General features: G+C 53.7%; 24 protein-coding genes. 21 read left to right on the forward strand and 3 right to left on the reverse strand.

Features of this window, described 5'->3' with window-relative positions; all coding sequences use genetic code 11:
* Nucleotides 1-30 precede the first annotated feature (30 nt).
* From purC to ORD20_RS03975, 10 genes are read left to right on the forward strand one after another with little or no spacing between them, the layout of a single operon-like run.
* Complete coding sequence (gene purC, locus ORD20_RS03930; protein ID WP_146038955.1) at nt 31-735, forward strand: phosphoribosylaminoimidazolesuccinocarboxamide synthase; 705 nt, start codon at nt 31-33, stop codon at nt 733-735.
* Nucleotides 732-980: a phosphoribosylformylglycinamidine synthase subunit PurS gene (purS, locus tag ORD20_RS03935; RefSeq protein WP_103374119.1), complete on the forward strand. Its 249-nt coding sequence runs from the start codon at nt 732-734 to the stop codon at nt 978-980. The genes purC and purS overlap by 4 nt, the downstream gene beginning before the upstream one ends.
* Nucleotides 977-1660, forward strand: coding sequence for a phosphoribosylformylglycinamidine synthase I (gene purQ, locus ORD20_RS03940; protein ID WP_103374118.1), 684 nt, complete (start codon nt 977-979; stop codon nt 1658-1660). The genes purS and purQ overlap by 4 nt, the downstream gene beginning before the upstream one ends.
* On the forward strand, nt 1657-3825 hold the full coding sequence (purL, locus tag ORD20_RS03945) for a phosphoribosylformylglycinamidine synthase subunit PurL (RefSeq protein WP_103374117.1): 2169 nt from the start codon (nt 1657-1659) through the stop codon (nt 3823-3825). The genes purQ and purL overlap by 4 nt, the downstream gene beginning before the upstream one ends.
* 2 nt (nt 3826-3827) lie before the next feature.
* Nucleotides 3828-5240, forward strand: a complete 1413-nt coding sequence (gene purF / locus ORD20_RS03950; protein WP_103374116.1) for an amidophosphoribosyltransferase — start codon at nt 3828-3830, stop codon at nt 5238-5240.
* Nucleotides 5241-5242: 2 nt separating this feature from the next.
* On the forward strand, nt 5243-6268 hold the full coding sequence (gene purM, locus ORD20_RS03955; protein ID WP_242968213.1) for a phosphoribosylformylglycinamidine cyclo-ligase: 1026 nt from the start codon (nt 5243-5245) through the stop codon (nt 6266-6268).
* Entirely contained in the window at nt 6265-6876 is a 612-nt protein-coding gene (purN, locus tag ORD20_RS03960; protein WP_103374115.1) for a phosphoribosylglycinamide formyltransferase, read from the forward strand. Before purM ends, purN begins: the two co-directional genes overlap by 4 nt.
* Nucleotides 6855-8378 (forward strand): bifunctional phosphoribosylaminoimidazolecarboxamide formyltransferase/IMP cyclohydrolase, encoded by a 1524-nt coding sequence (purH, locus tag ORD20_RS03965; RefSeq protein ID WP_103374114.1) that lies wholly within the window; start codon nt 6855-6857, stop codon nt 8376-8378. Before purN ends, purH begins: the two co-directional genes overlap by 22 nt.
* Before the next feature lie 30 nt (nt 8379-8408).
* Complete coding sequence (gene purD / locus ORD20_RS03970) at nt 8409-9683, forward strand: phosphoribosylamine--glycine ligase (protein WP_242968210.1); 1275 nt, start codon at nt 8409-8411, stop codon at nt 9681-9683.
* Between the two features lie 54 nt (nt 9684-9737).
* Nucleotides 9738-10370 carry a hypothetical protein gene (locus ORD20_RS03975; protein ID WP_242968207.1) on the forward strand — a complete coding sequence of 211 codons (633 nt, stop codon included), beginning with the start codon at nt 9738-9740 and terminating at the stop codon, nt 10368-10370.
* Nucleotides 10371-10801: 431 nt separating this feature from the next.
* Here ORD20_RS03975 and ORD20_RS03980 read toward each other — a convergent pair whose 3' ends face one another.
* Nucleotides 10802-12322 (reverse strand): IS200/IS605 family accessory protein TnpB-related protein, encoded by a 1521-nt coding sequence (locus tag ORD20_RS03980; protein WP_430626527.1) that lies wholly within the window; start codon nt 12320-12322, stop codon nt 10802-10804.
* Entirely contained in the window at nt 12319-12969 is a 651-nt protein-coding gene (locus ORD20_RS03985) for an IS607 family transposase (protein ID WP_430626528.1), read from the reverse strand. The genes ORD20_RS03980 and ORD20_RS03985 overlap by 4 nt, the downstream gene beginning before the upstream one ends.
* Nucleotides 12970-13376: 407 nt before the next feature.
* Here ORD20_RS03985 and ORD20_RS03990 point away from each other — a divergent pair, with 407 nt between their 5' ends.
* The 6 genes from ORD20_RS03990 (at nt 13377) to ORD20_RS04015 (ending at nt 20380) form a co-directional block, all read left to right on the forward strand.
* A complete protein-coding gene (locus ORD20_RS03990; protein WP_103373819.1) occupies nt 13377-13670 on the forward strand; it encodes a YerC/YecD family TrpR-related protein in 294 nt (97 codons plus the stop codon).
* Between the two features lie 49 nt (nt 13671-13719).
* A complete protein-coding gene (locus tag ORD20_RS03995) occupies nt 13720-14010 on the forward strand; it encodes a hypothetical protein (protein WP_103373820.1) in 291 nt (96 codons plus the stop codon).
* Between the two features lie 52 nt (nt 14011-14062).
* A complete protein-coding gene (locus ORD20_RS04000; RefSeq protein ID WP_103373821.1) occupies nt 14063-16195 on the forward strand; it encodes an ATP-dependent helicase in 2133 nt (710 codons plus the stop codon).
* Nucleotides 16195-18246 carry an NAD-dependent DNA ligase LigA gene (gene ligA / locus ORD20_RS04005; RefSeq protein WP_103373822.1) on the forward strand — a complete coding sequence of 684 codons (2052 nt, stop codon included), beginning with the start codon at nt 16195-16197 and terminating at the stop codon, nt 18244-18246. Before ORD20_RS04000 ends, ligA begins: the two co-directional genes overlap by 1 nt.
* A 122-nt stretch (nt 18247-18368) precedes the next feature.
* Nucleotides 18369-19394: an ABC transporter ATP-binding protein gene (locus tag ORD20_RS04010; RefSeq protein ID WP_103373823.1), complete on the forward strand. Its 1026-nt coding sequence runs from the start codon at nt 18369-18371 to the stop codon at nt 19392-19394.
* A complete protein-coding gene (locus ORD20_RS04015) occupies nt 19391-20380 on the forward strand; it encodes an ABC transporter ATP-binding protein (RefSeq protein ID WP_103373824.1) in 990 nt (329 codons plus the stop codon). Before ORD20_RS04010 ends, ORD20_RS04015 begins: the two co-directional genes overlap by 4 nt.
* A gap of 70 nt (nt 20381-20450) precedes the next feature.
* On the opposite strand, the gene ORD20_RS04020 is transcribed toward ORD20_RS04015, so the two are convergent.
* Nucleotides 20451-20804 (reverse strand): hypothetical protein, encoded by a 354-nt coding sequence (locus ORD20_RS04020; RefSeq protein WP_103373825.1) that lies wholly within the window; start codon nt 20802-20804, stop codon nt 20451-20453.
* 178 nt (nt 20805-20982) lie between these two features.
* On the opposite strand from ORD20_RS04020, the gene gatC reads away from it, so the two are divergent.
* From gatC to rlmD, 5 genes are read left to right on the forward strand one after another with little or no spacing between them, the layout of a single operon-like run.
* Nucleotides 20983-21282 carry an Asp-tRNA(Asn)/Glu-tRNA(Gln) amidotransferase subunit GatC gene (gatC, locus tag ORD20_RS04025; protein WP_430626529.1) on the forward strand — a complete coding sequence of 100 codons (300 nt, stop codon included), beginning with the start codon at nt 20983-20985 and terminating at the stop codon, nt 21280-21282.
* Nucleotides 21282-22742, forward strand: coding sequence for an Asp-tRNA(Asn)/Glu-tRNA(Gln) amidotransferase subunit GatA (gene gatA / locus ORD20_RS04030; RefSeq protein ID WP_103373826.1), 1461 nt, complete (start codon nt 21282-21284; stop codon nt 22740-22742). The genes gatC and gatA overlap by 1 nt, the downstream gene beginning before the upstream one ends.
* Nucleotides 22739-24208, forward strand: coding sequence for an Asp-tRNA(Asn)/Glu-tRNA(Gln) amidotransferase subunit GatB (gene gatB, locus ORD20_RS04035; protein WP_103373827.1), 1470 nt, complete (start codon nt 22739-22741; stop codon nt 24206-24208). Before gatA ends, gatB begins: the two co-directional genes overlap by 4 nt.
* Complete coding sequence (locus ORD20_RS04040) at nt 24195-25100, forward strand: S66 peptidase family protein (RefSeq protein WP_103373828.1); 906 nt, start codon at nt 24195-24197, stop codon at nt 25098-25100. The genes gatB and ORD20_RS04040 overlap by 14 nt, the downstream gene beginning before the upstream one ends.
* Nucleotides 25097-26449: a 23S rRNA (uracil(1939)-C(5))-methyltransferase RlmD gene (rlmD, locus tag ORD20_RS04045; protein ID WP_103373829.1), complete on the forward strand. Its 1353-nt coding sequence runs from the start codon at nt 25097-25099 to the stop codon at nt 26447-26449. The genes ORD20_RS04040 and rlmD overlap by 4 nt, the downstream gene beginning before the upstream one ends.
* The last annotated feature ends 152 nt before the right edge of the window (nt 26450-26601 follow it).

Below are 26601 nucleotides of genomic sequence, written 5' to 3' on the forward strand. Positions count from 1 at the left end.
ATTCGAGTTATTCAAGGAGGACATGCGATGTTGACGGCAACAGAACTGCTTTATGAAGGCAAAGCCAAGAAAGTGTATGCGACAACCGATCCCCGTGTGGTGATTGTAGATTTTAAGGATGATGCGACAGCCTTTAATGGCGAAAAAAAGGGCCAAATTGCCGGTAAAGGCGAAGTCAATGCGGCGATTACCACCCGATTAATGACATATTTAGAAGCGCATGGCATTCCAACGCACTTTCGCGAGCAACTAGATGCACGGCGGCTTGTCGTGTCCCATTTGCAAATGGTGCCTTTAGAAGTCGTGGTACGCAACCGGGTGGCGGGTTCACTTGAGAAACGGTTGGGCCTGGCGGAAGGCACGGTTTTGGATGAACCCGTAATCGAATTGTATTACAAGAATGATGCTTTAGGAGATCCTTTGTTGAATGACGACCACATTCGGGTTTTACAGGCGGCGTCACCTGCCGTGGTTACCCAACTCAAGCAGCAAGCCCGCGACATTAATCGGTTACTGCAGAATTTTTTCGAAGAGCGCGGCCTAATTCTTGTGGACTTTAAACTGGAGTTCGGCATCCAAGAGCATGCTTTGGTCCTGGGCGATGAGATCTCTCCCGATACCTGCCGGCTCTGGGACAAAGAAACGTTGCAAAAAATGGACAAAGATCGGTTTCGCCGCGACTTAGGTGGCGTGGAAGATGCGTACCAGGAAGTCTTGAAAAGGGTGATGTCATGACGTTTGATCTCATAGTCAATGTGGCCTGGAAAGAGGAAATCTTAGATCCGGCCGGGCAATCGACGACGAAAGTGCTCCAACAAATGGGGTATGCCGTAGACAACGTGCGGATTGGCAAACAAATCAGATTGCAAGTCGAAGCCCAAGACCAGGACAGGGCCTTAGAAGCTGGGCGCGAGATGGCGAAACGATTGCTCGCCAATCCTGTTATGGAGACGTATACCGTGCAGGTGGTGGAAGCATGAGAGTCGGTGTCATTTCGTTTCCTGGCTCGAATTGCGATGATGATACGTTGAACGCTTTGGCTGCGCTTGGGGTGGAGGGCGTGCCGTTATGGTACCAGCAGACGGAATTGCCCCCGGTTGACCGTCTGATTTTACCTGGAGGCTTTTCTTATGGCGACTATTTGCGCAGTGGCGCCTTAGCAGCGCAAGCCCCGATCATGGCCAGTGTGGAGCAGGCCATCGCCACACAGGCGATGCCGGTTTTAGGCATTTGTAACGGGTTTCAGATTTTATGTGAACGAGGACTCTTGCCAGGCGCATTGCGTCCTAACGTGTCTGGAGAATTTCTTTGCACATGGGAAACGCTGCGAGTCGTCTCTGTGCCCCAGGGGTTTGTGGGTCTTAAAACGGGGGATTTGTTACGGATGCCGATTGCCCACCATGAGGGAGCCTTTGCGGTGGAGCCCGGTTTTCTTTCCACACTTTTTGATCAGGGACAGGTTTTTTTGCAGTATAGCGACCCCGACGGACAAGTGCATGCCCTGACTAATCCTAATGGCTCGGTGGCCAATATTGCTGGGATTAGCCAAGGAAGTGTGACGGGACTAATGCCTCATCCCGAACGGGCCATGGCCCAATATTTAGGCTCGGTGGATGGCCGTAGATTCTTAAAGGCCTGGCTTGGGGAGGTAGACCAATGACGTACGAAGAGGTAGGGCTGACGGCCGAAGAGTTCACGCATATTTGTGATCAGATGGGCCGCGTGCCCAATGACCTGGAGTTGGGATTGTTTGGCGTATTGTGGTCGGAGCATTGCAGTTACAAAAGTTCCAAAAATTTGCTGGCGTGGTTGCCACATGACGGCCCGGCTGTTGTCCAAGGCCCCGGAGAAAATGCGGGTGTGGTGCAATTGGACGACAAAGTTCATGTGGCGTTTAAGGTCGAAAGCCACAACCATCCCTCGTACGTGGAGCCAGTCCAAGGGGCAGCGACAGGGGTTGGGGGCATCTTACGCGATATTGTGGCCATGGGGGCAAGGCCGGTAGCGTTGGCGGATTCCTTGCGCTTTGGTACCGATGACCCATCCCAGCACTTGCAACACGCGGTGGTCGAAGGGGTGGGGGCCTACGGCAATGCTATCGGAATTCCCACCGTGACGGGTGAGGTCGGCTATGGGGCGGTCTACGATAAAAATCCTTTAGTGAATGTGATGGCCGTAGGATTATTGCCGGCTCAACGTAAGATTAGTGCGCGCGGGGCAAGACCGGGATCGTATCTTCTGTTAGTAGGACAGCCCACGGGCCGTGACGGTATTCATGGCGCCAGTCTTTTAGCATCGCAGGACTTTGGCGAAGGCACAGAACACATGCGGCCTACCGTCCAAGTGGGGGATCCGTTTATGGGCAAGCTGCTTATGGAAGCCACCTTGGCCGCTGTGGAAACAGGCTTGTTGGACGCTGTGCAAGATCTGGGCGCGGCCGGCTTAACGTCAGCTATTGCGGAATTGGTTTATAGGTCGCAGGTGGGAGCTCAAGTTTGGCTCGACGACGTGCCGTGTCGTGAACCGCATATGACGCCTTATGAAATTATGTTGTCCGAAACCCAAGAACGCATGCTGTTGATTGTGGCTCCTCATCATTTGGAAGCCATCGAGGCCATTATGAACCACTGGGAGTTGCCGCATCGTGTCATTGGCGAGGTGACGGAGGAACCCTTGTTAGTGATTGGGACGCGGGACAACCCTCGGCAAGCCGTTTTGCCACCAGAAATTCTGGCCGGCGCTTGTCCGCTCAAGCCGGTACCGGCTAATGGGCGGGATAAAGGGCGCCAGCTTGTGCCGTCCATGCCAGCCTTTAAGCCGCTGACACTTGAGCGCGAATGGGGTTTGAACGTTTTGGGCGCTCCAGAGTGTAAAAGCCGCGCGCCTATTTATCAGCGATATGACTCCATGATCTTGACAAACACCGTTTGGGGGCCTGACCATCCTTTGGCAGTGTTGCGGGTGAAAGACTCTACCGCTGGGTTGGCTATAGCAGTCCGGGGCCCTGGACGCTATGCAGCGCTCGACCCCTACAGCGGGGGGATGGCGGCCGTGGCTCGCGTTATATCGCTGCTCGCAACGCAAGGCGCGCAGCCCCTTGGATTAACCGATGGGATCAATGCGGGCAATCCAGATCGAGAGGACGTATTTCAAGACCTTATGGCCTTGTTGGCCGGGATTGCTGATGCGAGTCAAGCCCTAGGTGTGCCGGTAACCGGAGGCAATGTGTCGTTGCATAACGAAACCAGTGGTCATCCAATTTGGCCAACGGCGGTCATTGGTGCGGTAGGACGCCATTCTTGTCCTCTTGAACCCGTTCCCGATGCGCCTATGGCGGCGGGCATGGATATCTTGTGGGTTGGTCCTGAGGATTTAGGGCTTGGCGGTAGCATTTTTGAATCGCTATATAGTCCGCGCCTGACTCCCTACCCGCGGGCGAATCTTACCCAGCTTGCCGAGGTATTGGCATGGGTGACAAGCCTGGCACGCACGGCACCTGGTATAGCGCTTCGAACCATTGAAGAGGGGGGGCTTTTTGTCGCGATGAGTCGGGCCTTCATAAAGGCACCGGAAAAGCTAGGGATCACGGTGAAAGCTGACGACCCTGTAGTAGAATGGTTGTTTTCTGAAGCGGTTGGCCAGTTTTTGATTTTTTCAACGCCGGAGTCAACGGCACGCCTTTTGGAGGAGAGCCCAAAGTCGGTTACAGTGCGGGTTATTGGTCAAACCACGCTAGATGGGGCACTGCAATTCAGAGCGCACAAGACGTTACACTATAGCCGGGAAGAACTCGAACGGACGTTTGCACAGGGTTATAGGGGGTAGACATGGCACAGGAGTTGCACGATGAATGCGGCGTGTTTGGCATCTATGGCGATCCTCAAGCCGCGCTGAAGTCCTATTGGGGGACATTTAGCCTGCAGCATCGGGGCCAAGAAAGCGCAGGATTGGCCGTCTTGCATGAGGACGCCATTACCGTGAATAAGGGCATGGGATTGGTCACCGAGGCGCTAAAGGTCGAGCAAGAAAGCCAGCGCATTGGCCACGCGGCGATTGGCCATGTGCGCTATTCCACGACGGGAGAATCTTCATTAGTCAATGCCCAGCCGTTGCTGATGAAGACCCGATTTGGTTTGTTGGCATTGGGGCAAAATGGCAACTTGGTGAATGGGGAGTCCTTGCGGGAACGTCTTGAAAGCCAAGGAGCGATCTTTCAAGGGACAACGGATAGTGAAGTGTTGGCTCATTTGATTGCCAGGAGTGCTGAGCCGTCTTTTTATGATGCACTAAAGGAGTCATTGCGCCTGTTAGAAGGAGGCTTTGCGTTTACCGTGTTAACGCCACAAGCCCTGTATGGCGCGCGCGATGTCCACGGCATCCGGCCCTTGGCTCTGGGACAGACCAAAGAAGGGGCCTATATTTTGGCGTCGGAGTCGTGTGCTTTTGATGTGGTTGGGGCTCGTTACGTGCGCGATATCGAACCCGGGGAACTGGTGCGTATTAATGACGATGGGATAGAGACGGACCGTTTCGTCGAAAAAAAGTCGGAACGGGCCTTATGTGCGTTTGAAATGATTTATTTTGCCAGACCGGATTCCCGTATGGAAGGACAAAGCACGCACGTTGTGAGGCGACGCCTAGGACAGATCTTGGCGCAAGAAGCCCCAGCCCGGGCCGATGTCGTCGTAGGGGTGCCGGACTCTAGCATTCCTGCCGCCATGGGATATGCCCAAGCGTCGGGGTTACCCTTTGATTTTGGGTTGGTCAAAAACCGGTACGTGGCAAGGACGTTTATTGCACCCAGTCAAGCCTTGCGTGAATCGGCTGTGCAAATGAAGTTGTCGGCGGTTCGTGATGTGGTATTTGGCAAACGGGTGATTTTGGTGGACGACAGTTTGGTACGAGGTACCACATCTCGCCACTTAGTGCAACTCCTGAGGCAAGCGGGAGCTACGGAAGTCCATATGCGGATTGCGTCGCCGCCTTATACCGATCCGTGCCACTATGGGATTGATACGTCCCGGGCTACAGAACTCGCCGCTCGCAATATGAACATTGAAGAGATTCGTACGATGGTAGGGGCCGATTCTTTGGCCTATTTGTCGCTTCAGGGACTAAAAACCGGTCTTGGGCAACAGGGCTGGTGCATGGCGTGTTTCGGGGCAGGCTATCCCGTTCCTTTAGAGGAACAGCCAGTTTTGCCGCTGATGCAACGACCTATCGGGGTGAAGGGAGATTAGTGATGCCGGAGCCAAAGCGGCCCATGAATTACCGTGACGCGGGTGTGGATATTGACCAGGGTAACGAAGCGGTAAAGAAAATCCGGCCCTGGGCGGAAAAAACCCAGCGTCCCGAAGTGTTAGCGGGTGTTGGAGGATTTGCGGGCGCCTTTGCGTGGAATCAGGCTGGAGTCCTGTTAGCCGGGGCTGATGGGGTGGGCTCGAAATTATTATTGGCCCAGCAGCTCAACAAGCTAGATACGATAGGCATAGACTTGGTGGCCATGAATGTCAACGATATTCTCGCCCAAGGGGGTGAGCCGTTATTCTTTCTCGACTATATTGCTACGCACCGGGTCATTCCCGAGGAAATTGAAACGGTGGTGGCGGGCATCGCTCAGGGGTGTTTGGAAGCGGGCTGTGCGCTTTTGGGAGGCGAAACCGCTGAATTGCCGGATTTATATGCCCCAGGGCATTTTGATTTAGCGGGCTTTGCTGTGGGTCATCAGCGCTATGTACCGCCTGCTCTCCCTGAGCCGGGAGATGTCGTTTTGGGCTTAGCTTCCAGCGGTTTTCATTCTAACGGTTACCAATTGGTCCGGCGCATCATTGCGGACAACGGCGTCGATTTGAACGCCCCTCTGTTTGAGGACAACGGCGTCTCATGGGGCAGTGCGCTCTTAACCCCAACTCGCATCTATGTGAAGGCCGTTCGGGCCTTATGGGATCATGCCATCGTCAAGGCTATGGCGCATATTACGGGGGGCGGTTTAGTAGACAATCTTCCTAGGACCTTGCCCGAAGGGGTCGCGGCCGTTATTCGCAAACAGTCATGGCCGATTTTACCCTTGATGAGTCGCGTGGCCGAAATGGGCTGCCTGGAGGATCAGGAGTTTTATCGGACCTTCAATGCGGGTATCGGCTTTACGGTTGTTGTGGCGCCAGACCGAGTCGGTCAAGCCCAGACCATCCTCGCGCAGCACCAAGTGGCGTCCTATCCCATTGGGCGGATTACCCAAGGTCAAGGTCAAGGGGTGGTATGGGAATGAAATGGGCGGCACTTGTGGGGGGATATGGAAGCAACTTAGAAGCCATGTTGGAATATGGCAATGCGGTGCATTTGGTCATTTCGCATAAGGCCAACGTCCGGGCGCTCGAGGTAGCCGAAAAATATCACGTGCCTCAGGTTGTTTTACTTCCGAAAGCGTATGAAAGTCGACAAGCTTTTGATGCAGCTTTGTTAGCGGTTTTGCAAAAAGAAAACATTGAGGCATTGGCGTTGGCAGGGTACTTGCGTTGGTTGGGCCCTGAAGTCATCGCCCACTACAGGGGGCGGGCCGTCAACTTGCATCCCGCCTTGCTGCCTTCGTTTCCGGGTCTTAATGCCATCGAGCAAGCTTTTGCTCATGGCGTGTTTTGGACCGGGGTTACAGTCCATTTTGTGGATGATGGCCATGACACGGGCCCAATCATCGCACAGGCGGCGGTACCACGGTACCGCGAAGATACGTTGGACGACTTGCGGGAACGTATTCAGCATCATGAGCACCGTCTGTATCCTCGAATTGTGGAGGCGGTCGACAAGGGGATCGTTCATCTTGAAGGAGAACATGTAATCTGGGAGGAGTCTAAATCGTGGATCAATGGGCATTATTAAGCGTTAGTGATAAGACGGGTATCGTGGAATTAGCCCAGGGGTTTGTGGATCAAGGCATTGGGTTGTTAGCGAGTGGCGGAACTTATCAATACTTACGAGATCACGGCTTAACCGTCAAGTCGTTGGAAGACCTGACGGGTTTTACAGAGATATTAGGCGGCCGCGTGAAAACACTGCACCCGCGCATTTATGCGGGAATTTTATCACGGGAAACCCCTGACGATGTTACCGACCGTCAAAAAGTTGACGCACCCCATGTGGTGGCGGTCGTTGTGAACTTGTATCCCTTTGAGGCATTTCTCAACCAAGGGGCGGATCAAGCCACCCTAATTGAAAAAATTGATATTGGTGGCGTCGCTTTGATTCGGGCTGCGGCCAAGAACTTCCAGCACGTGGCCGTGGTGGTTGATCCTAGTCAATATGCCACCGTTCTGGCCAAGCCGCTTCATGCCGTGACAGTGGAAGAGAGGCGGCGGTGGGCCTATCAGGCCTTTAACCATGTTGCGTACTATGATGCTTTAATTGCGCAGAGTTTTGGGGATTGGGAAGGCCACCAAGCGGAGCTACCGGAACTATACGTCGTGGCAGGCCGCAAATCGGGCATGTTGCGTTATGGAGAAAATCCTCATCAACGCGCGGGGTTTTATGCCCAGACACGGGACGTCGGATTTCAGAGTGCAAAGCTTCATCAAGGGAAAGCCTTGTCTTATAACAATTTAGCGGATGCTGACACCGCTTGGCGTCTAGCCGCGACGTTGACGGCACCGGCTGCGGTGGCGGTGAAGCATCAGACGCCCTGCGGCGCGGGGGTGGGGCAAAGCCTCGCTGAGGCATATGAGAAAGCGTATCAGGCCGATCCGGTATCGATCTTTGGAGGCATTGTGGCCTTAAATGGCATCGTGGATGCGCCATTGGCCAACCGCCTCACGGAGATTTTTTTGGAAGTTATCATTGCGGAAGGATTTACGGATGAGGCTTTAAAGGTGTTGAGCGCCAAAAAGAATGTGCGAGTACTGGAGATGCCCTTTGTGTTGCCCGAGCAGTCAGAGGAAATTCGCACGGTAACCGGTGGATTTTTGGTCCAGGAGCGCGACCGTATTACCGTTCCGTGGCAGTCGCTAAAGCAAGTGGCGGGACCGGCGGTATCACTGGCAGAATACGAACAGGATATTACGCTAGCTTGGGCAACTGTGGGATTTGTGAAGTCGAATGCGATTGTTGTTGTGAACGAGGGCATGACCGTGGGAATAGGTGGAGGGCAAACGAACCGCATTGATGCGGCCAGGCAAGCACTGGCTCAAGCGGGTGATAAGGCCCATGGCGCCGTTTTGGCATCCGATGCCTTTTTCCCGTTTGGGGATGTGATGGAAGAAGCCGCGAAGCACCGCATTGGGCTTGTAATTCAGCCAGGTGGCTCGGTGCGGGATAACGAGTCCATTGACGCCGCTAACGCCCATGGAATTCCCCTGTTCTTTACGGGAGAGCGCCATTTTCGGCATTAAAAAGTGCGCAAGGAACAGGAGGCGATGGTCATGCTAGCTTTACGCGATATGCAAGGGATTGTGGTGATCGGATCAGGCGCTCGCGAGCATGCGATTTTGTGGGGGTTAGCGCAACAAGCGCCCCAGGTGCCGTTGTATGCAGCTCCCGGGAACCCGGGTATGGAACAGTGGGCTTCATGCCTCGGATTGGACACCGTAGCCGATATTGTGCAGTGGGCAAGTCAGCAGTCCGGGCCGTTGTTGGTCATCATTGGACCGGAAGGCCCTTTAGCCGAAGGCTTGTCGGACCACTTGCGAGCTCAAGGCCATGTTGTGGTGGGGCCTTCCAAAGAAGCAGCCAGACTGGAGAGCAGCAAGGCGTTTGCTAAAGAGTTTATGGACCGTCATCACATTCCAACTGCTCGTTGGACATTATTTCATGAACCTAGCGCGTTGGCCGCCTACACTGCGCAATATGCTGAGTGGCCCTTGGTACTTAAGCAAAGCCGCTTGGCGCAAGGCAAGGGGGTCGTGGTAGCGGCTGACGAGACAGTGGCCAAAAAAGCTATTGCGGAGTGGTCGGAGGATCCGACGGTTTATGACGATGGGGTGATTGCCGAAGCTTGTCTTGTCGGACGTGAGGTCTCGGTGCATATTTTGACGAATGGCCAAGACTATGTATGGATGCCATTAGCCCAAGATTATAAGCGCTTAAGCGAAGATCCGCAGAGTCCCAATACCGGCGGCATGGGGGCGTATGCGCCCGTCACGTGGCTGACGGATGCAGACCGAAAGGCGATTCAAACCGCCGTGCTCGACCCCTTGATGCAAGCAATCCAAAAAGACCATTTACTTTACCGCGGTGTGTTGTACGTCGGTATTATGATGACGGCGCAAGGTCCCATGGTGCTCGAGTTTAATGTGAGGATGGGCGATCCCGAAACGGAGGTTATTATTCCGATTTTGGATGTGGACTGGATTCAGTGGTGGTGGGAATTGGGCCAAGGGCACTTACATGCTCAAACATTGCCCGAACCCGCCCGTGCGGCCGTCGCGGTCGTGCTAGCCTCTGACGGCTACCCGAAAACCCCTCGGCGTGGGCAGCCGCTCGCGATAACGCCGACAGAAGAGGCGATTGTCTTCCAAGCGGCGACTCGCCGTGATCCGAAGGGACAACTTCAAGCGAATGGTGGGCGGGTATTGACGGTTGTAGGACTTGGAGCCAGCATTTCCGAGGCGCGGCGCCACAGTTACCAGCAAGTGACCGCCATTGATTTTCCTTTCAGCTGCATGCGGCACGATATTGCGCTTGAGGCGTTAGAGTAAATTTTAGGTTAATGGGGCATTCTGAACACATGAAACTGTTCGGAGGTGCCACTAGTGCACAATGGGCTTCGTAAGACCTTCATGGTAACGGCTACGGGATTGCTGCTGTGGACTGCTGCGGGCTGCAGCTTTACCATGGGAGCTCCCGCCCCAGAACATGGCAGTACAGCCTCAACGAATCAAACGGAGGGCACTGCTAGCTCGGGCAGTTCCTCGTCTGCGAGCGGTGCGTCATCAGGGAGCTCGGGGGGAGCATCTGGGGCTTCAGGCGGGACGGAACCCTCTATGCAAATTCAAAAAGCTGTTCGCGATGAGATGGAAACACCGAAAATGCAAAAAATGATAGCGGAAACGGTTTCCACGTCGCAGTTGCAACAAGCGTTGATGACGCCGGCTGGCCAGTCCACCATGGAGAAAGCCTTACTCATGGTGGTCAATAGTCCTACGTTTCAAAAGACCTTGGAAATGGATGTCACAAAGGCCATGAGTACATCTAAGGTGACACAGATTATTGATACCGCAGTAAAGGCGAGTCTTATGAAGATGGCGACGAGTTCATCCAGCAGTGCGTCAGGAGGTAATGCATCAGGCGGCACGAGTTCTTCCTCCACGTCCAGCGGGGCGTCCTCTTCGATGAGTGGGGGGCAGGGGTCCTCTGCGACAAAAAGTGGGTCGGGAAGCGAATAAGGCTGGGGTCGATATCGCGAGCCCATGTTCGGGCAGAACCCCGTCAGCAACCAGGATACGGCAGGCTGGTGTTTCCATACGGAAAAGGAAATAAAAATTTTCTTTAGTACCACAGGGATGGAATCCCAAATTCATGAACGTCCTCAGTCCTGGTTAAAAAAACCTACGATAATCTCTTTTGGGCTTTTCTCGGCCCCTAACGGGACCCGCAGTCCTCACAGGATTCGTCTGCTCGGGGGTGGCTTCCGCCCCATCGCGTGGGGATGTTTTCCCCCCACGCACCGCTCAAGATCCCGGCAGGAGAAGGATGGCAGGAAACTCCCATCGGTGTCCCGTCGGTGGTGCCCTGAGCCCCAGTGTTACTGGGCCCTCATCAAGATGCCCCGTCGCTCCTTTCGCCACGTGGTGGCGACGGGGGAATGCGATATGGGTCATTCGGAGAATAACGTCTTGCGATACCCTAACCAGGCACTCAAATACTGATGGTGCGATGCCAACGTCTTCGTCATGATCCGTTTAATCCGAGCCCATGCACTCCAATCATTTTTCCGATAAGTGGGGTCGTTCCATTGATCGCGGTCTTGCATCCAGAGCCGCAAGGCTTTCGGGACGTTTTCTCGGCGGACTTTCAGTCCGCCTCGTCGTCCGATCACGAGGGCCGCGGCGTGATGCACGCTTATCCCGTATTGCGGCTGATACTTGAACCGCCCGATAATCGAGGTATAAGCTGGTTTGACTTTCCGCAAGGCGACGCCTTCCCGCGCGGCCTGTCGTTCGACCGCTGTCAGCAAGGCCCGGTAATTAAACTGGTGCGTCACGCGGTTAAACTTGGCGCTCACATCCCGATCATGGATGAACTGCAAGTCTTCCACGACCAGTTCCGCTCCACGAGCCTTAGCCCACTGAACGGTCTCGACCGCGAGACCTCCCACCAACGCGTCGCGTTGGGTCGATCGGACATCGAAGAGACGGGGGTCCCCGATCGTCGCGAAGGCGCAGGCGTTGCCGTTCGGCAACACGTGACAGAGCGCCAAAAAGGTGCTGTTGGTATCCACTCCCACCCAGCCATGACGCGGATCGGTCTGTATGGGCGCGGGGACTTCTTCGACGGTCACGCGGACCTGATACCGTCCTTGACGTCGGAGAATTTCGACTTGATAGGGGTCGCCGGCGGCGAGCACCCGACGCAGCAGCCCCTCATAATCCCGGCCATGGACTTGGCCGGTTTTCTTGGACACCTTCCGCGCAATATAGAGAGGGATCTCCAGTTTCTCATACCGAGGGACTTTGGCGTCGGGGTTGCCCGGTTTGAGGCAATCGAGAGAGATTTCTAAGATCCAATGGTCGGTTCCTGCGCGGACGCGCAGGAGGGGATTGCCTCTTTTGGTTCGATCCCCACGCGCTGACAGCCGACCATTCCGGCTCTCGTCCCATTCTTCCCGCCACGCCTGCTGGCGTTCCTGTTCGGCGAGGGGGTCATCGAGAGTCTTGAACCGATCCAACCACCGTTTTTTTGTGCCAAACACCACGGGAGGAAAGGTGCCTGCCTCGACATGCTGTTGATAAAACGCTTGCTGGGCTTCTTGATGCGTGAGCTTACGTTCTTGTCCCGCAATGCGGCGGGCATTCGGATGCGGGGAGGCCCGGAGTGCGGTCAACCGTTCTCGGGTTTTTTTCACGCGTTGCGTCCATAAAGTCGCCCCGTCTTTCATGGCTTGATGGCGGGCCCGAATGAGGTCTTGCGCTTCTTGCACCGCATCTTTGGCGTAACGCAGCGGCAACTCCGTTTCACTGGCACAGTGACGTTCCAAACCGCCGATGTTTTGTAGTCCTCCAACCAAGCGTTGAAAGGCAAACCGTAGCATGAACCCATATTTGCGCATCAAACGGCGTAACGCCGTGTCCTGATCGGGCGTGACATCGAGCAAGACACCCAAAATGGTCGTCTTCATTCGGGGACTCCTTCCTGAGCTAAGGTCGCCATCGCTTGACGCACGGTCGACCCCATCTTTTTCCCTCCGCGTTTGCCATAAATGCGGGCCGAGAACGACGTGGTAATGGCAATCAAGTCCTCCACGAGTTCCTGCTGATCGTCTTTCACCGTGTGTTCCATGACGACAACACGCACGCCAAAGGCGTGCAGGTAACTTTCCAGATAAGTAAACCCGAAGCGCGCCAATCGATCCTGGGACTCCACAGCCACGATGCCCGCTTGGTGTTGCTGAGCAAGATCCAGCAACCGATGGAGACCCCGCCGTTTTTCATTCAAGCCGCTCGCGACATCGGTAAGAGCCGCCACCACAGTCCATCGCTGCTCCGTAGCGAACGCGGTTAACCGCCCGAGTTGACCATCCAAGTTCCCCGCGTCTTGTTGTTTTGTGGTCGAGCCGCGGGCATAGAGGAGACAACGAGTATCCTTAGCAACATCAGGCGCATCCTCGTGCATCAGGGCGCGTAAGTCCGCGACCCGATAGCGCCGATGATTCGTCACGGTACGCACCGGAATCAGGCGCCCTTCGCGTTCCCACTTCCGGAGTCCGTCGATGCTCATACCGAGCATCTTGGCCGCCTTGCCGATGCTGACAAACTGCTCATCCATAATACAATCACCTAATAACATATTATCAGAGATCCTCATAGATTGACAGCAAGCAGCTTAAACCTCCTTACTCTAGATAGGTGGTTTGGGGGCGTTTGTTGCGTCAGAAAGGTATCAGCTCGCGGGGACCGGGTAAATGAGTAAACCTTACGACCAGTGTGCGTGGGTAATCGTCGATCACGACGCCACGCATCAGGCGCAAGCTGCGTGAAATTGCCATGTCTCTTGCTGCAGGAAGGCGAGGGAGTGACCATGTGCAATAGCGTAAAATGTGGTTGGCACATTGCTTGTACGGATTGTGCCTACCACCAAGTGACGCTCCTTTATGCGAGGTCGTTGACTCTGGCTAAAAATAGGCTATAGTGAAAAGACAACGGACCATGATAATGGTGATAGGAGTGTCCTTTATGAATGCAAAGCTTCGTACCAAGGAAACGGCCATGTTGTGTCAAGCGTTCTTGGCCCTGGAGGCCGAGGAGGAATGCTTGGCGTTCTTTGAAGATTTGCTAACCGTTCAAGAACTGCAGTCCATTGCCCAGCGCCTTGCGGTGGCGCAGTTGTTGGATCAGGGGCAGACGTACGAAGACATTGCTCGTTTGACAGGTGCCTCGTCGGCTACGATTTCTCGAGTCAAGAGAGCCCTGGCATTTGGCGCGGATGGCTATCGTCTCGTATTGGACCGATTGGCGAAAGCCCGATAATTTTTTGTCTTAAAACTTTAACACACTACTGTGGTAAGGCGGTGTAGTCATGCGGGTGGAAGTGTTGTTGGCAGAAGCCGGGTTTAGTGAGCATGGACGGGTTAAGGGCTATGCCTGGCACGATACACAATCCTTAGACATTTGGTATTGCTTGCCGAATACAAAAGTGGCTGAGGATGAACTGACAGCGTTGGTCGCGTCTATACAAGGGACGTTGCTAAACTCGCCTCTGAATGGAGGGAACCCCAGCAAAGCCCACTGCGCCAGGCGGCGAGTGTTGATTGCGCCCGAAGATTCCAGTCTGTCCTATGCCTGCAGCAATTATGCGTCATTCCATTAGACGCGTAGTATCCGTGCTATAATGGCAGTTGAGGAAGTTACGGGAGGCTGCCATGGATTTACTGCAAGAATTGAATGAGCAACAACGTGAAGCATGTGAAATCACTGAAGGACCATTGCTGCTACTTGCGGGAGCTGGCAGCGGAAAAACACGCACCTTGACTTATCGTATTGCCCACCTTTTACAAAATCACCACGTATACCCAAGCCAGATATTAGCCTTTACGTTTACGAATAAAGCCGCTCGTGAAATGAAAGAACGGATTGACAAGTTGGTTGGTGAAGAAGCCCGTTCGATGTGGGTCGGGACCTTCCATGCGATTGCGATTCGTATTCTGCGTCAAGACATTCAACGGTTGGGATACGGACCGCAGTTTTTGGTTTATGACACGGATGATACCAAAGGCTTGATTAAGGACATTATTAAAGAATGGGGCTGGGATGACAAGCAGTGGCCCGCTGCGCAATTTGTCCATGCCATCAGTCGTGCGAAAAATGGCTTTATCGCGCCGGACAACTACCCGTCGGCGACATTTGTGGACGAGAAAGTGCAACAAGTGTACAAGCAGTATCAGACGCGTTTGAAGATGCTCAATGCATTAGACTTCGATGACCTTATCTATCTCACGGTGAAGCTCTTCGACCAATTTCCGGATGTGTTAGAGCACTATCACAAGCGTTTTCATTATGTTTTTGTCGACGAATATCAAGATACGAACCTTGCCCAGTACCGATTGATTCAGCATTTAGCGCGTGCCCGGCAGAATTTATGTGCGGTTGGTGATGATGATCAAGCCATTTATGGGTGGCGTGGCGCCGATATGCGCAATATTTTGGAATTCCAACGGGATTTTCCGGGGGCACATATTATTCGCCTAGAACAAAATTACCGCTCGACCCAAACTATTTTAGATGCGGCCAATGCGGTGGTGGCACATAATGCCGAGCGTTTGGGGAAAAAATTATGGACAACAAAAGGTGAGGGGCGCAAAATCCGGCTTTACGAAGCCCCAGATGAGGAGTCTGAGGCGTGGTTTGCCGCCGAAATGATTCACGAAGCGGTGCGCCGTGGACATAGTTTGTCCGAATGTGCAGTATTGTACCGAACTAACGCGCAGTCTCGAGCCTATGAAATGGCGTTGGCCCGGGCGGGCATTGCGTACCGGTTAGTGGGAGGGAAGCGGTTTTACGAACGAAAAGAAGTTAAAGACTTATTGGCGTACCTAAAGGTGCTTTTTAATCGCCAAGATGACTTTTCGTTAGCGCGCATTATCAATTTTCCTCGTCGCGGAATTGGCGACGTTGCGATTGAAAAGATTCGAGCCTATCAGCAAGCCAACGGTCTGTCTCTGTATGAAGCATTGGGGGAAGCGTCCTCGGTGACGGGGTTGTCATCACAGGCGCAGAAAGCCTGTCGCGAGTTACATCGGCTCTTCGAGAGCTGGCAATCAGGATTAGAGGGGTCGTTGGCAGACTTGACCCAGCGCGTGGCAGAAGAAAGTGGCATTATGGCTCTATTTCGTATGGATCATAGCCGCGAAGCGCAAGACCGCATGGAAAATATCGGGGAGTTGCTATCCGAAGCTAAGCGGTTTGAAGATGATCAAGGAACCCATGACCTCGGCGAATTTCTAGCCCAAGTCGCGTTGGTCTCAGACTGGGATCAAACGCAAGAAGATAGTGGCGGCGTGTGGTTGATGACGTTGCACAGTGCAAAAGGGTTGGAGTTTCCTGTTGTGATTATTGGGGGATTGGAGGAAGGTATATGCCCCCACATGCGATCGATTGACGAAGGCAATTTGGAAGAGGAACGGCGACTCATGTATGTAGGCATTACCCGCGCTCAAGACGAATTGTACTTGTCGTACGCGAAAACCCGAACAATGCTTGGGCGGACTCAACAAAATCCAGTCTCACGGTTCATTGCGGAAATTCCTTCATCCTTGGTGGATATGCCCAAACGCGTTGCCCCTGCGGATCGGGCCATGACGCAGAAAGACCATCAATTGACAGGATTAGTGATTGGAGAAAAGGTGCGGCATCCCCGTTTTGGCTGGGGGACCATTGTGGCAATGCGGGGTGAAGGGGACAACCTTGAATTGACGATAGCATTTCCCGGTGGAGGCGTTCGCTCATTTCTTGCCCGGTTCGCCCAACTCAGCCGTGAAGGAGCGGAAAGCGTTTAATGGCTTCGGACGCAAGCGCAATTGAGCACCGCATCCGGCAACTTCAAGAAGCGATTGCCTATCACAATCATCGCTATTATGATCTGGATGCCCCGGAAATTACGGATGCGGAATATGACAGTCTTGTTCAGGAATTGTCCGCGTTGGAACGCGATTACCCCCAATGGCGTTCACAAACCTCGGTAACTAGGCAAGTGGGCGGCTCAGCGAACCCTCAGCTGGGTGTGGTTCATTTTTCCCCCCGTGTGCTTAGCCTTAACAATGTGCATAGCGAAGAAGAACTCCGAGATTTTTATCTCCGAGTTGCGTCCTCTTTAGGCCTGGCGGATCCAGCTTTTACCGCTGAATTAAAAATTGATGGATTAAGCGTCGTCGTGACGTATCAAGACGGTCATTTGATTCAGGCGGCGACCCGCGGAGATGGGAGCACGGGGGAAGATGTTACCGCCAACGTGCGCATGATCCATGCCATTCCACAGACCCTTGCTACCCCGGTCAGTATGGAAATCCGCGGAGAGGTCTATATGCCGCGGACAGCGTTTGAAGCACTGAACAATCGGCGCGAAGAAGAAGGACAGCCGCTTTTTGCCAATCCCCGCAATGCGGCGGCGGGCTCGTTGCGTCAGCTTGATCCCCAAGTTACAGCGGAACGTGAACTTGCCGCGTTTTTTTATCAAATTCGGCAGTGGGTAGCCGATGCCCCACATCCCGTGATTGCTACACAACATGCAGCCTTGGAATTTTTACGGGAGGCCGGACTTCCGGTTGAACCGCATTTTCAGCGCTGTGACAGCGTGGATCAGATTATTTCGTATGTCCAGCACTGGTCGACGGCCAGACAGCCGCTGAATTATGACACAGATGGTTTGGTTATCAAACTCGATGATTTAGCGCTGCAAGATCAATTAGGAGAAACGCAAAAGGCGCCACGGTGGGCCGTCGCTTACAAGTTTCCGCCGGAAGAAGTCCTGACGGTAGTCAAAGACATTGAAATATCCGTCGGTCGCACGGGGGTGCTCACACCGACGGCTATTTTGCAGCCGGTTACGGTGGCCCAGACCACAGTCAGTCGGGCCTCATTGCACAACGAAGATATCATCCGGGAGCGGGATATTCGGGTAGGAGACTCGGTTTACGTCCGTAAAGCGGGGGAAATTATCCCGGAGGTTGTTCGCGTTGAAAAGACACTGCGGCCTAAAGATGCGGTACCGTTTGTGTTTCCGCAGGTATGTCCCGTGTGCGGGTCGGAAGTGGTACGGCTTCCTGGCGAATCGGCCTACCGATGCACTGGAGGAATGGCGTGTCCTGCTCAATTGCGCGAAAGCCTGATTCATTTTGGTTCCCGTGATGCGATGGATATTGAGGGGTTAGGCGACAAAACGGTAGACTTGCTCCTATCCGCGGGCCTGGTGCGCCGCGTGGACGATCTCTATCGTTTGTCACGGGCAGATCTTACGGCGTTGCCGCGATTTGGCGAGATGTCTGCTACGAATTTATTGCGCAGCATCGAAGACAGCAAGAGCCAGCCGCTTCACCGTTTAATTTTTGCTTTGGGGATGCGCTTTGTGGGACAGCGTGTAGCGACCCTCTTGGCAAGCCATTTTCACACTATGGACAAGTTAGCGTCTGCATCCGCTGAAGACCTGATAGCCGTATCTGAAATTGGGGAGACGATTGCCAATAGCGTTGTGCATTTCTTTGCCCAACCCCTTAACCGGGAGGTCATTGCGAATCTCCGGCAGCTAGGGGTGAACATGACTGAGCAGCAGGCCGTGATGAAAGAAACCCCAGTGACCGGGAAAACCATTGTCGTGACGGGAACATTTGGGCAAATGCCCAGAAAACAATTAGAAGCGTGGATTACCCAAGCTGGTGGCAAAGTGGCATCATCGGTATCGAGGCGCACGGCCCTAGTGATTGCGGGCGACAAACCCGGATCGAAAGTGGCGAAGGCATTGGAATTATCTGTGCCGATTATGAGTGAGCAGGAATTTTTGGAGTGGATGGCGAAATCAGGCAGTCCGTTGACCGGATCAGACGACGGCCGTTAACGGTTAAGGCAGGAAGGCAAGACCATTGCAGGTGATAAAAGCAGCCCGTATAATAGGGTCGTTAAGTTGTCGGATTCTGTCAGGGTTTTTATAGCAGGGGCCAGTGGGAAGGAGAGAGCGGTGTGCCGCATAGGGTACTGGACGTAAAGAATTTAAGCACCTACTTTTTCACGGAAGACGGTCCGGTTAAGTCCGTGGATCAGGTGAGCTTTTATATCGATTCAGAAGAAACGCTCGCTGTGGTCGGAGAGTCAGGTTGCGGCAAAAGCGTGACATCGCTATCTATTATGCAATTAATTCCCTCACCTCCCGGTAAGATCGTGGGCGGCGAAATTCTTTTTCAAGGCGAGGATCTTTTAAAGAAGAGTCCGGATGAAATGCGCAAAATTCGTGGCAACCAGATTGCCATGATCTTTCAAGAGCCCATGACGTCGCTCAATCCCGTTTACACCATAGGCGATCAGATTGCAGAAGCCGTGATATTGCATCAAAAGCTTGACAAGCGGAAAGCATGGGAACGAGCTGTCGAGATGTTGCGGGAAGTGGGTATTCCTTCACCGGAAAAAAGGGCGCATGAATATCCGCACCAGATGTCAGGGGGAATGCGGCAGCGGGTGATGATTGCGATGGCTATGTCTTGTAATCCCTCCTTGCTTATCGCGGACGAGCCTACCACGGCATTGGATGTGACCATTCAGGCGCAGATTTTGGACCTCATGCGCAAGTTGAAACGTGAATTTCACACGGCGATTATGCTGATTACGCACGATCTGGGTGTGGTTGCGGAAATGGCTGACCGTGTCGTCGTGATGTATGCCGGGAAGATTGTAGAAGAAAGTCCTACGGTGGATCTCTTTCGAGAGCCTTTGCATCCTTATACGCAAGGTCTGTTAGAATCGATCCCGCGTTTGGATCAGCCCACAAGTGAGAAACTTCACGTCATCGATGGGACCGTGCCAAATCCGTTGCACTTGCCGAAAGGGTGTACATTTGCGCCGCGGTGTCCCAAAGCCATGGATGTATGCCGCGAGAAGGCGCCAACACTCACGGCGGTGTCGGAGGGACGTAAGGTGAGCTGCTGGATGCATGTGGATCCCCAACATGTCGATCCCCCGACGGATGGCTCGGGTAAGGAGGTAGCCTCATGAGTGCTGTGATGGAAAACCAGCCGCATGAAGTCTTAATGGAAGTTCGTGATCTGACGAAATATTTTCCCATTACGGGAGGATTGTTTTCGCGGGTGGTGGGCCATGTCAAAGCGGTGGATGGCGTTAGTTTTGATTTGCGTCGCGGTGAGACATTGGGGTTAGTGGGAGAATCCGGTTGTGGAAAAACGACCACTGGCCGGGCGGTATTGCGTCTTATTGAACCCACATCGGGCACAATAAAGTTTGAAGGGCAAGACATTACGCATTACAACAAGCAGCAAATGCGGGCTTTGCGTCGGCAGATGCAAATTATCTTTCAAGATCCCTTTGGCTCCTTAAACCCGCGCATGTCGGTGGAACAAATCATTGAAGAACCGTTGGTGATTCACCACATGGGCAACCGCAAAGAACGCGAAGCGCGGGTGCGGGAATTGCTGGATGTGGTCGGATTGGCGTCTTATCATATGCGTCGGTATCCGCATGAGTTTTCTGGGGGCCAGCGTCAGCGTATTGGGATCGCCCGGGCATTGGCACTAAATCCTAAGCTGATTGTGGCGGACGAACCTGTATCGGCGTTGGATGTGTCCATTCAGTCTCAGATTCTCAACTTGTTGGAAGACTTGCAGGCGGAATTTGGGCTAACGTACCTGTTTATCGCCCATGGTTTGAACGTTATTCGGCATATTTCCGACCGGGTCGGTGTAATGTATTTAGGAGCTATGGCGGAAATTGCTAGTTCTGAAGATATCTACCGTAAACCGCTTCATCCCTATACCGAGGCGTTGTTTTCTGCCATTCCCATTCCCAATCCCGATATCAAACGGGAGCGCATCATTTTACAAGGGGATGTGCCAAGCCCTGTGAATCCACCGTCTGGATGCCGGTTTCATACACGGTGCCCCATCGCGCAAGAAAAGTGTCGCGTGGAGCGGCCGGTCCTTAAAGAATCGGAACCCGATCATTGGGTCGCTTGTCATTTTCGTTAAGGAAAAGCGTTACAAGCCCGGACGTCTTCTGAAAGGAAGAGGTCCGGGTTTCTTTATCGCGAGTCAAGAGCTAGCGGGATGTTGCGCGGCGAATGGCGATTAGCGTGACAACTTCCGGCGGTGCAGGGTGCGTTTGCCACCACGGCATATTGGCCGTCCATTGGCCCATTGCGGTTACCGTGTCTCCTACGCGTAATGCCGCGGGAAGCGCCACAGAAGGCACGACGCTTGAAGACGTTTGAGGATCTTCAAAGGTGACGGAGTCCACGGTAATTTCAATAAAGCCTGCATCGAAACTCTCGCCTAAGTGGGTGACGGGGCCGGTCCGAGTTAGGGTTAAAGATTCTGTTCGGCGTGGAAAAAAGTAAAAGAAGACGGCCACGCACAATCCGGCGATAACGAAGGGCAACGCCCTTTGGCGCATCAAGATCGGCTCCTTTTTTTCTTTATAAGGTGCTCAAGTTATTCCTGCGGGGTACCTCATGGTCTTCATTATAACGCGGGGGTTGGGCGTGGAAAATCGCAACGGGGCCCTTATCTCGTCAAGCTTTTTACTCTCATTCCAAGCATGGTATACTTTGGAGGTTATGGAGGGATATGCTGTGGCTTTGTCGGAAATACAAGTCAAACATGTTGCACGCCTTGCGCGCTTGCGCGTAGAATCGGACGAGATTGCCCAAATAACCCAAGATTTAGACCGGGTGTTGGAGTATGTGGCACAGTTGAGCCAATTGGATACGGACACTGTTGAGCCGACGATGCACGTTATGGGATTGGCTATGCCTTTGAGGGCCGATGAGGTCAAGCCATCTTTGCCAGTAGATGCTGCGTTAAAGAATGCGCCCGATCCCCGCGATCATATGTTTGGTGTACCGCGGATTATGGATGGAGGCGACGCCTAATGCGGGCTTATGACATGACGGCTACGGAAATTTCCCAAAGGGTCCATCGCAAAGAAATGTCGGCCACTGAATGTGTCAGGGAAGTTGCCGACCGCATTACGGCATTGGAACCCCTAGTAGGAGCTTTTTTGCATCTTGACGTGCAAGGAGCCCTGAACCAAGCGCGAGCAATTGATGCGCTCTCCGACGACGAACGGCAACAGATGCCGCTGGCGGGAGTGCCGGTAGCGGTGAAAGACAATATGACCACAATGGACATGCCCACCACGGCAGCTTCGAAGATTTTAGAAGGATTTATGGCACCTTATAATGCCACTGTGGTTAACCGTTTGAAGGCGGCAGGCGCCATTATTGTGGGCAAGACCAATATGGATGAGTTTGCCATGGGGTCTTCCACAGAGCATTCCGCGTATCAACTGACCCATAATCCATGGGATTTAAGTCGCGTGCCCGGCGGTTCGAGTGGTGGTTCGGCCGCGGCTGTTGCGGCACGGATGGTGCCTATCGCCTTGGGTTCGGATACGGGGGGCTCGATTCGCCAGCCGGCGAGTTACTGTGGCGTGACGGGGCTGAAACCGAGTTATGGGCGGGTGTCGCGATATGGACTGATCGCCTATGCATCGAGCCTCGACCAGATCGGTCCTTTGGCCCGGAGTGTGGACGATGTCGCATTGCTCTACGATATTATTGCGGGATATGATCCGTTGGACGCCACCTCCATGCGTGCTGAAACAGCGCGGGTATCAGAGGGTCCGGTGGATTGGAAGGGGCTTCGTGTGGGAGTTCCCAAAGAATATCTCTCGGCTGACCTTGGCGGCGTGGTGGCCCAACGCCTGCAAGACGTCATCACGCAATTGGAGGCCCAAGGGGCTTCTGTGGTCGAAGTATCGTTGCCGCATACAGCGTATGCGATTGCCACCTATTATTTGATCGCGCCCGCTGAGGCGTCGAGCAATCTCTCGCGCTTTGATGGGGTACGCTATGGCTACCGGGCATCAGGGGCCGATTTACTAGAGATGTATGAAAACACTCGAGCCCAGGGCTTTGGACCGGAAGTTAAACGCCGCATTCTTTTAGGTACGCACGCGCTGTCTGCGGGATATTATGATGCCTATTATCTTAAAGCGCAGAAAGTCCGGACGTTGATTCGGAAAGACTTCGAGCAAGCTTTTGCCTTGGTGGACGTTATTCTCACGCCTACAACGCCAGACGTTGCCTTTCGCTTTGGCGAAAAGAGCAGCGATCCTTTGCAAATGTATTTATCAGACGTCTACACCGTAACCGCCAACTTGGCGGGAATTCCGGCCATATCTACTCCAGCGGGGTTGGCTGATGGACTGCCGGTGGGGATTCAGTGGTTGGGGCCGGTGATGGGAGAGGACCGCCTGTTGCAGGTTGCGCGCGGCTTTGAAGAGTTGTGGCCATCTTCAACGTGGCCAGGTTTAGGAGGCGAGGCATGAATAGCGGGTATGATGTGATTATTGGACTGGAAGTACATGTCGAGCTGAAAACCCAGTCTAAGCTATTTTGTTCTTGTTCGGCGTCTTTTGGGGCCGAACCCAATACCCATACCTGTCCGGTATGCTTAGGGATGCCTGGGGTCTTGCCGGTGCTCAACGAAGAGGCGGTAGCCTACGCTGTTAAGGCCGCTCTGGCTTTACGGTGTACGGTGCATCCCTTTTCAAAATTTGACCGCAAGCAGTACTTCTATCCTGACCTTCCTAAAGCCTACCAAATTTCGCAATATGATCAACCTTTAGCGGAGTATGGTGCTGTGCCTATTATTGTGGATGGGCATGTGGTGAAAGAGGTGACGGTACGCCGTATTCACATGGAAGAAGACGCGGGGAAGCTCAACCATTTGGGAATACGTCTGGGGGATTCCAAGGGGTCGTTGGTGGACCTTAATCGTGCGGGCGTGCCCTTAATTGAAATTGTGTCGGAACCGGATATGCGCTCGGCTGATGAAGCGCGGTTATACTTAACGGAGCTGCGCAACGTGCTAAGTTATCTCGACATCTCCGATTTGCGGATGGAGGAGGGCTCCATGCGCTGTGATGCGAATGTCTCACTGCGCCCACATGATTACGTCGGTTCGCTGGAAGACTTGCCGCGGGTAGAAATTAAAAACGTCAATTCGATTCGCAATGTGCAAAGAGGCATTGAATATGAGGTGGCCAGGCAAGCCGAATTGCTCGCGCGAGGCGAACGGATTGTGAAAGAAACCCGGGGATTTGACGATCAAAATGGTCGCACCTACAGTCAGCGCAGTAAAGAGGAAGCGAACGACTACCGGTACTTTCCCGAGCCCGATCTGCCGCCTTTAGTGCTGACCCAAGAGGCGATTGAGCGGGTGGCCCGCAGCTTGCCGCCGGCACCGACTGTGTTGCGCGAGGAGTTACAGCGAGCCGGGGTGACGGCCAAAGAGGCAGAAATCATTGTGGGGGACCGCGCCCTTTGGGAATATTGGCGGGAAGCTACTACGCATTATGAGGACAAACGCCAAGTTACGAACTGGATTTTGTCCGATTTGTCTCGCCTTCTCAACGCCCATGGTGATACCTGGTTGACGCCTCGCGTCACGCCGGCGGCATTGGCGGATTTGTTACGGTTGATTGCGAACGGCACCTTATCGGGACGTATGGCTAAAGAGGTTTTGGACCGGATGTATGAAAGTGGTGCAACGGCTGCACAGACCGTTGAAGCCATGGGTGTGAGTCAAATTACGGACCATGGCGCCATCCAAGCGGTTGTGCAGCAAGTAGTGGCGGACAACCCTCATGTTGTTCAAGATTATCTCAATGGCAAGGAAAAGGCGCTAGGATTTTTGGTTGGACAAGTCATGAAGCAAACCAAAGGTCAAGCCAAACCAGACATGGTCAATGCGATTCTTAAAGGCGTGATAGCAGACTATGCAAAAACCTAAGCGGTTGCGCGATGGGGCTCATATCCGCGTTGTAGCGCCAGCTTCTATCTGCAACCAAGCCGCCGTGGACCGCACGGCAGCTTGGTTGCAGCAGCGGGGATACCGGGTATCGATGGGAAGTCATGTCTATGATGTGGACCGGATTTTCGCTGGGCGCGACGTAGACCGTGCGCAAGATATCGTGGATGCCGTGAATGATCCATCTGTCGATGCTATCTTTGCCGCCCGTGGGGGCTATGGCAGCGCACGGGTTTTGCCTTATTTGGCTAGGTACGATTGGCGGGATATTAAGCCCAAAATATTTCTAGGCTATAGCGATATGACGGCCCTCCATAGTTTCTGGCAAACGGTGTGCGGCTGGGTGACGTTTCATGGGCCCATGATGGAAAGCGATTGGACCGGAATAAATGGCGAGACGGCTATAGCGGTGTTGCGAGGGGATATGACGGCTTTGGGGCCGGTCCCCTTAGAACCGCTTTTGCCGTCTGTGCTAGAGCTGCCGCAGGCTTGTTGGCAAGGCGGCAATCTCGCGGTGTTGACATCGCTTATTGGCACGCCGTATTTTCCGTCATTGCAAGGGAGTGTGTGCTACTTAGAGGAAGTACAAGAAGCTCCTTATCGGGTGGACCGTATGCTTCAACAATTGTACCAATCGGGCAGTCTTGAAGGCGCGGTGGGGCTTGTGTTTGGCGAAGCGACGCGCTGCGATTCACAAGATGAACGAGGGTATCAGGTGCGTGAGGTGGTGCAAGACTTCGCCCTTCAACATCAAATTCCGGCGTGGTGGGGATTTTGGGCAGGACACGGGCCAACCAATTTAACCGTGCCATTGGGTATTGAGTTGCGTCATGAGGGATCGAGCATGGTTTTTGAGGAGGCAGCGGTGCAATGAGAGCCCGTTTAGAGGAGTCATACACCGTGCGCATTGAGCGGATGGGGCAGTCTGGCCAGGGTGTAGCCTATTTGCCTGATGGGCGCATCTTTTTCGTTGACGATGCCTTGCCCGGGGAATTGGTGCGCGCGCAGGTGACCCAGGTGAAGCCGCGGTATGCGAACGGACGCATCGAGGCCATTCTCGAGCCCAGCTCGAGCCGGATCACACCAGTTTGCTCCTACGCTGAGCAATGTGGGGGCTGCAGTTTTCAACATTGGGATTACCGTGCGGAAACGGAATACAAACAAGAGTGGGTGCGGCAGGCCCTCAAACGGATTGCCAAAATTCCGGAACCCCCTCTTTTCGCTATTGTCCCAGCGACTAGGCCGGATTATTACCGCAATAAGGGGCAGTTTCCGTGGGGCCAGCAAGGGCAGCAGCTCAGTTTGGGTCTTTATGCACGGGGCAGTCATCAATTAGTGGAGTTGGCATCGTGTCTTATTCAAGATGAGGGCATTAATCGGGTGCTGCGTCGTGCTCCGGAACTGGCCCGTCCCTATCACTTCACCGCGTATCAAGAGACAACAGGACAGGGCTTGTTGCGGCATTTGTTGATTCGCTCGGCGCGTGCGACCAAGGACTTGCTTGTATTAATTGTAGCGACCGCTTTTGATCCCAATCTTTCCGCGTATGCTAGGGATTTGATGGCGGATAACCCGCATATTAAGGGAGTGGGGCTCAACATCAATACGGAACGCACCAATCGTATATTGGGCCCCTCCACCCGGTTATTGCACGGGCAAAGTACGATCATTGATCAGATATTGGGGCTGTCTTTCCATGTCTCCTTTGAATCATTTTTCCAAGTCAATCCCGAACAAGTTGAGCGGTTGTACCGCTTAGCGCTCGACAATATTCCAGAAAGCACGGGGGTGTTGTGGGACCTATATGCGGGCGTTGGGACGTTGGCGTCTTTGGCTAGTGCACGGGCCCAAAAGGTTTACGCGATTGAACTGAATTCGGCGGCGGCTTCGGATGCACGGAAAAACTTTGCGCTCAATGGCCTGCACAATATACAAATGATAACAGGACGCGTTGAGGATGTCATTGATGAGAACGTTTTGCGAAAGCCAGATGTCGTGCTGATGGATCCCCCGCGCAAAGGCGTCGATAGCCATGTGCTGAGTCGTTTAAAGCGATTACATCCTTCGCGCATTGTCTACATCAGCTGCAATCCGGATACCCTGGCGCGAGATGTGCAGCTTTTGTCGCCAGAATATCGGTTGACAGCGGTGACCCCTGTGGACATGTTTCCGCGGACGGACCATGTTGAAGCCGTGGCAGTGCTCGATACGGCCCAGGTCTAATCATCCAGGGCGTTGTCCAAGCACGCTGTGGAACTCCACCGACAATCCATGGATCATGTGATATTATTAGCCGAGAATCGGACGACATTTGTTGCGATATGCGGGTTCCGCCATTATCCGGGCAAAGGAGGGACGGGGCTCGGTTATTTGTT

The organism is Sulfobacillus thermotolerans (assembly GCF_039623705.1).
Classification (GTDB): domain Bacteria; phylum Bacillota; class Sulfobacillia; order Sulfobacillales; family Sulfobacillaceae; genus Sulfobacillus; species Sulfobacillus thermotolerans.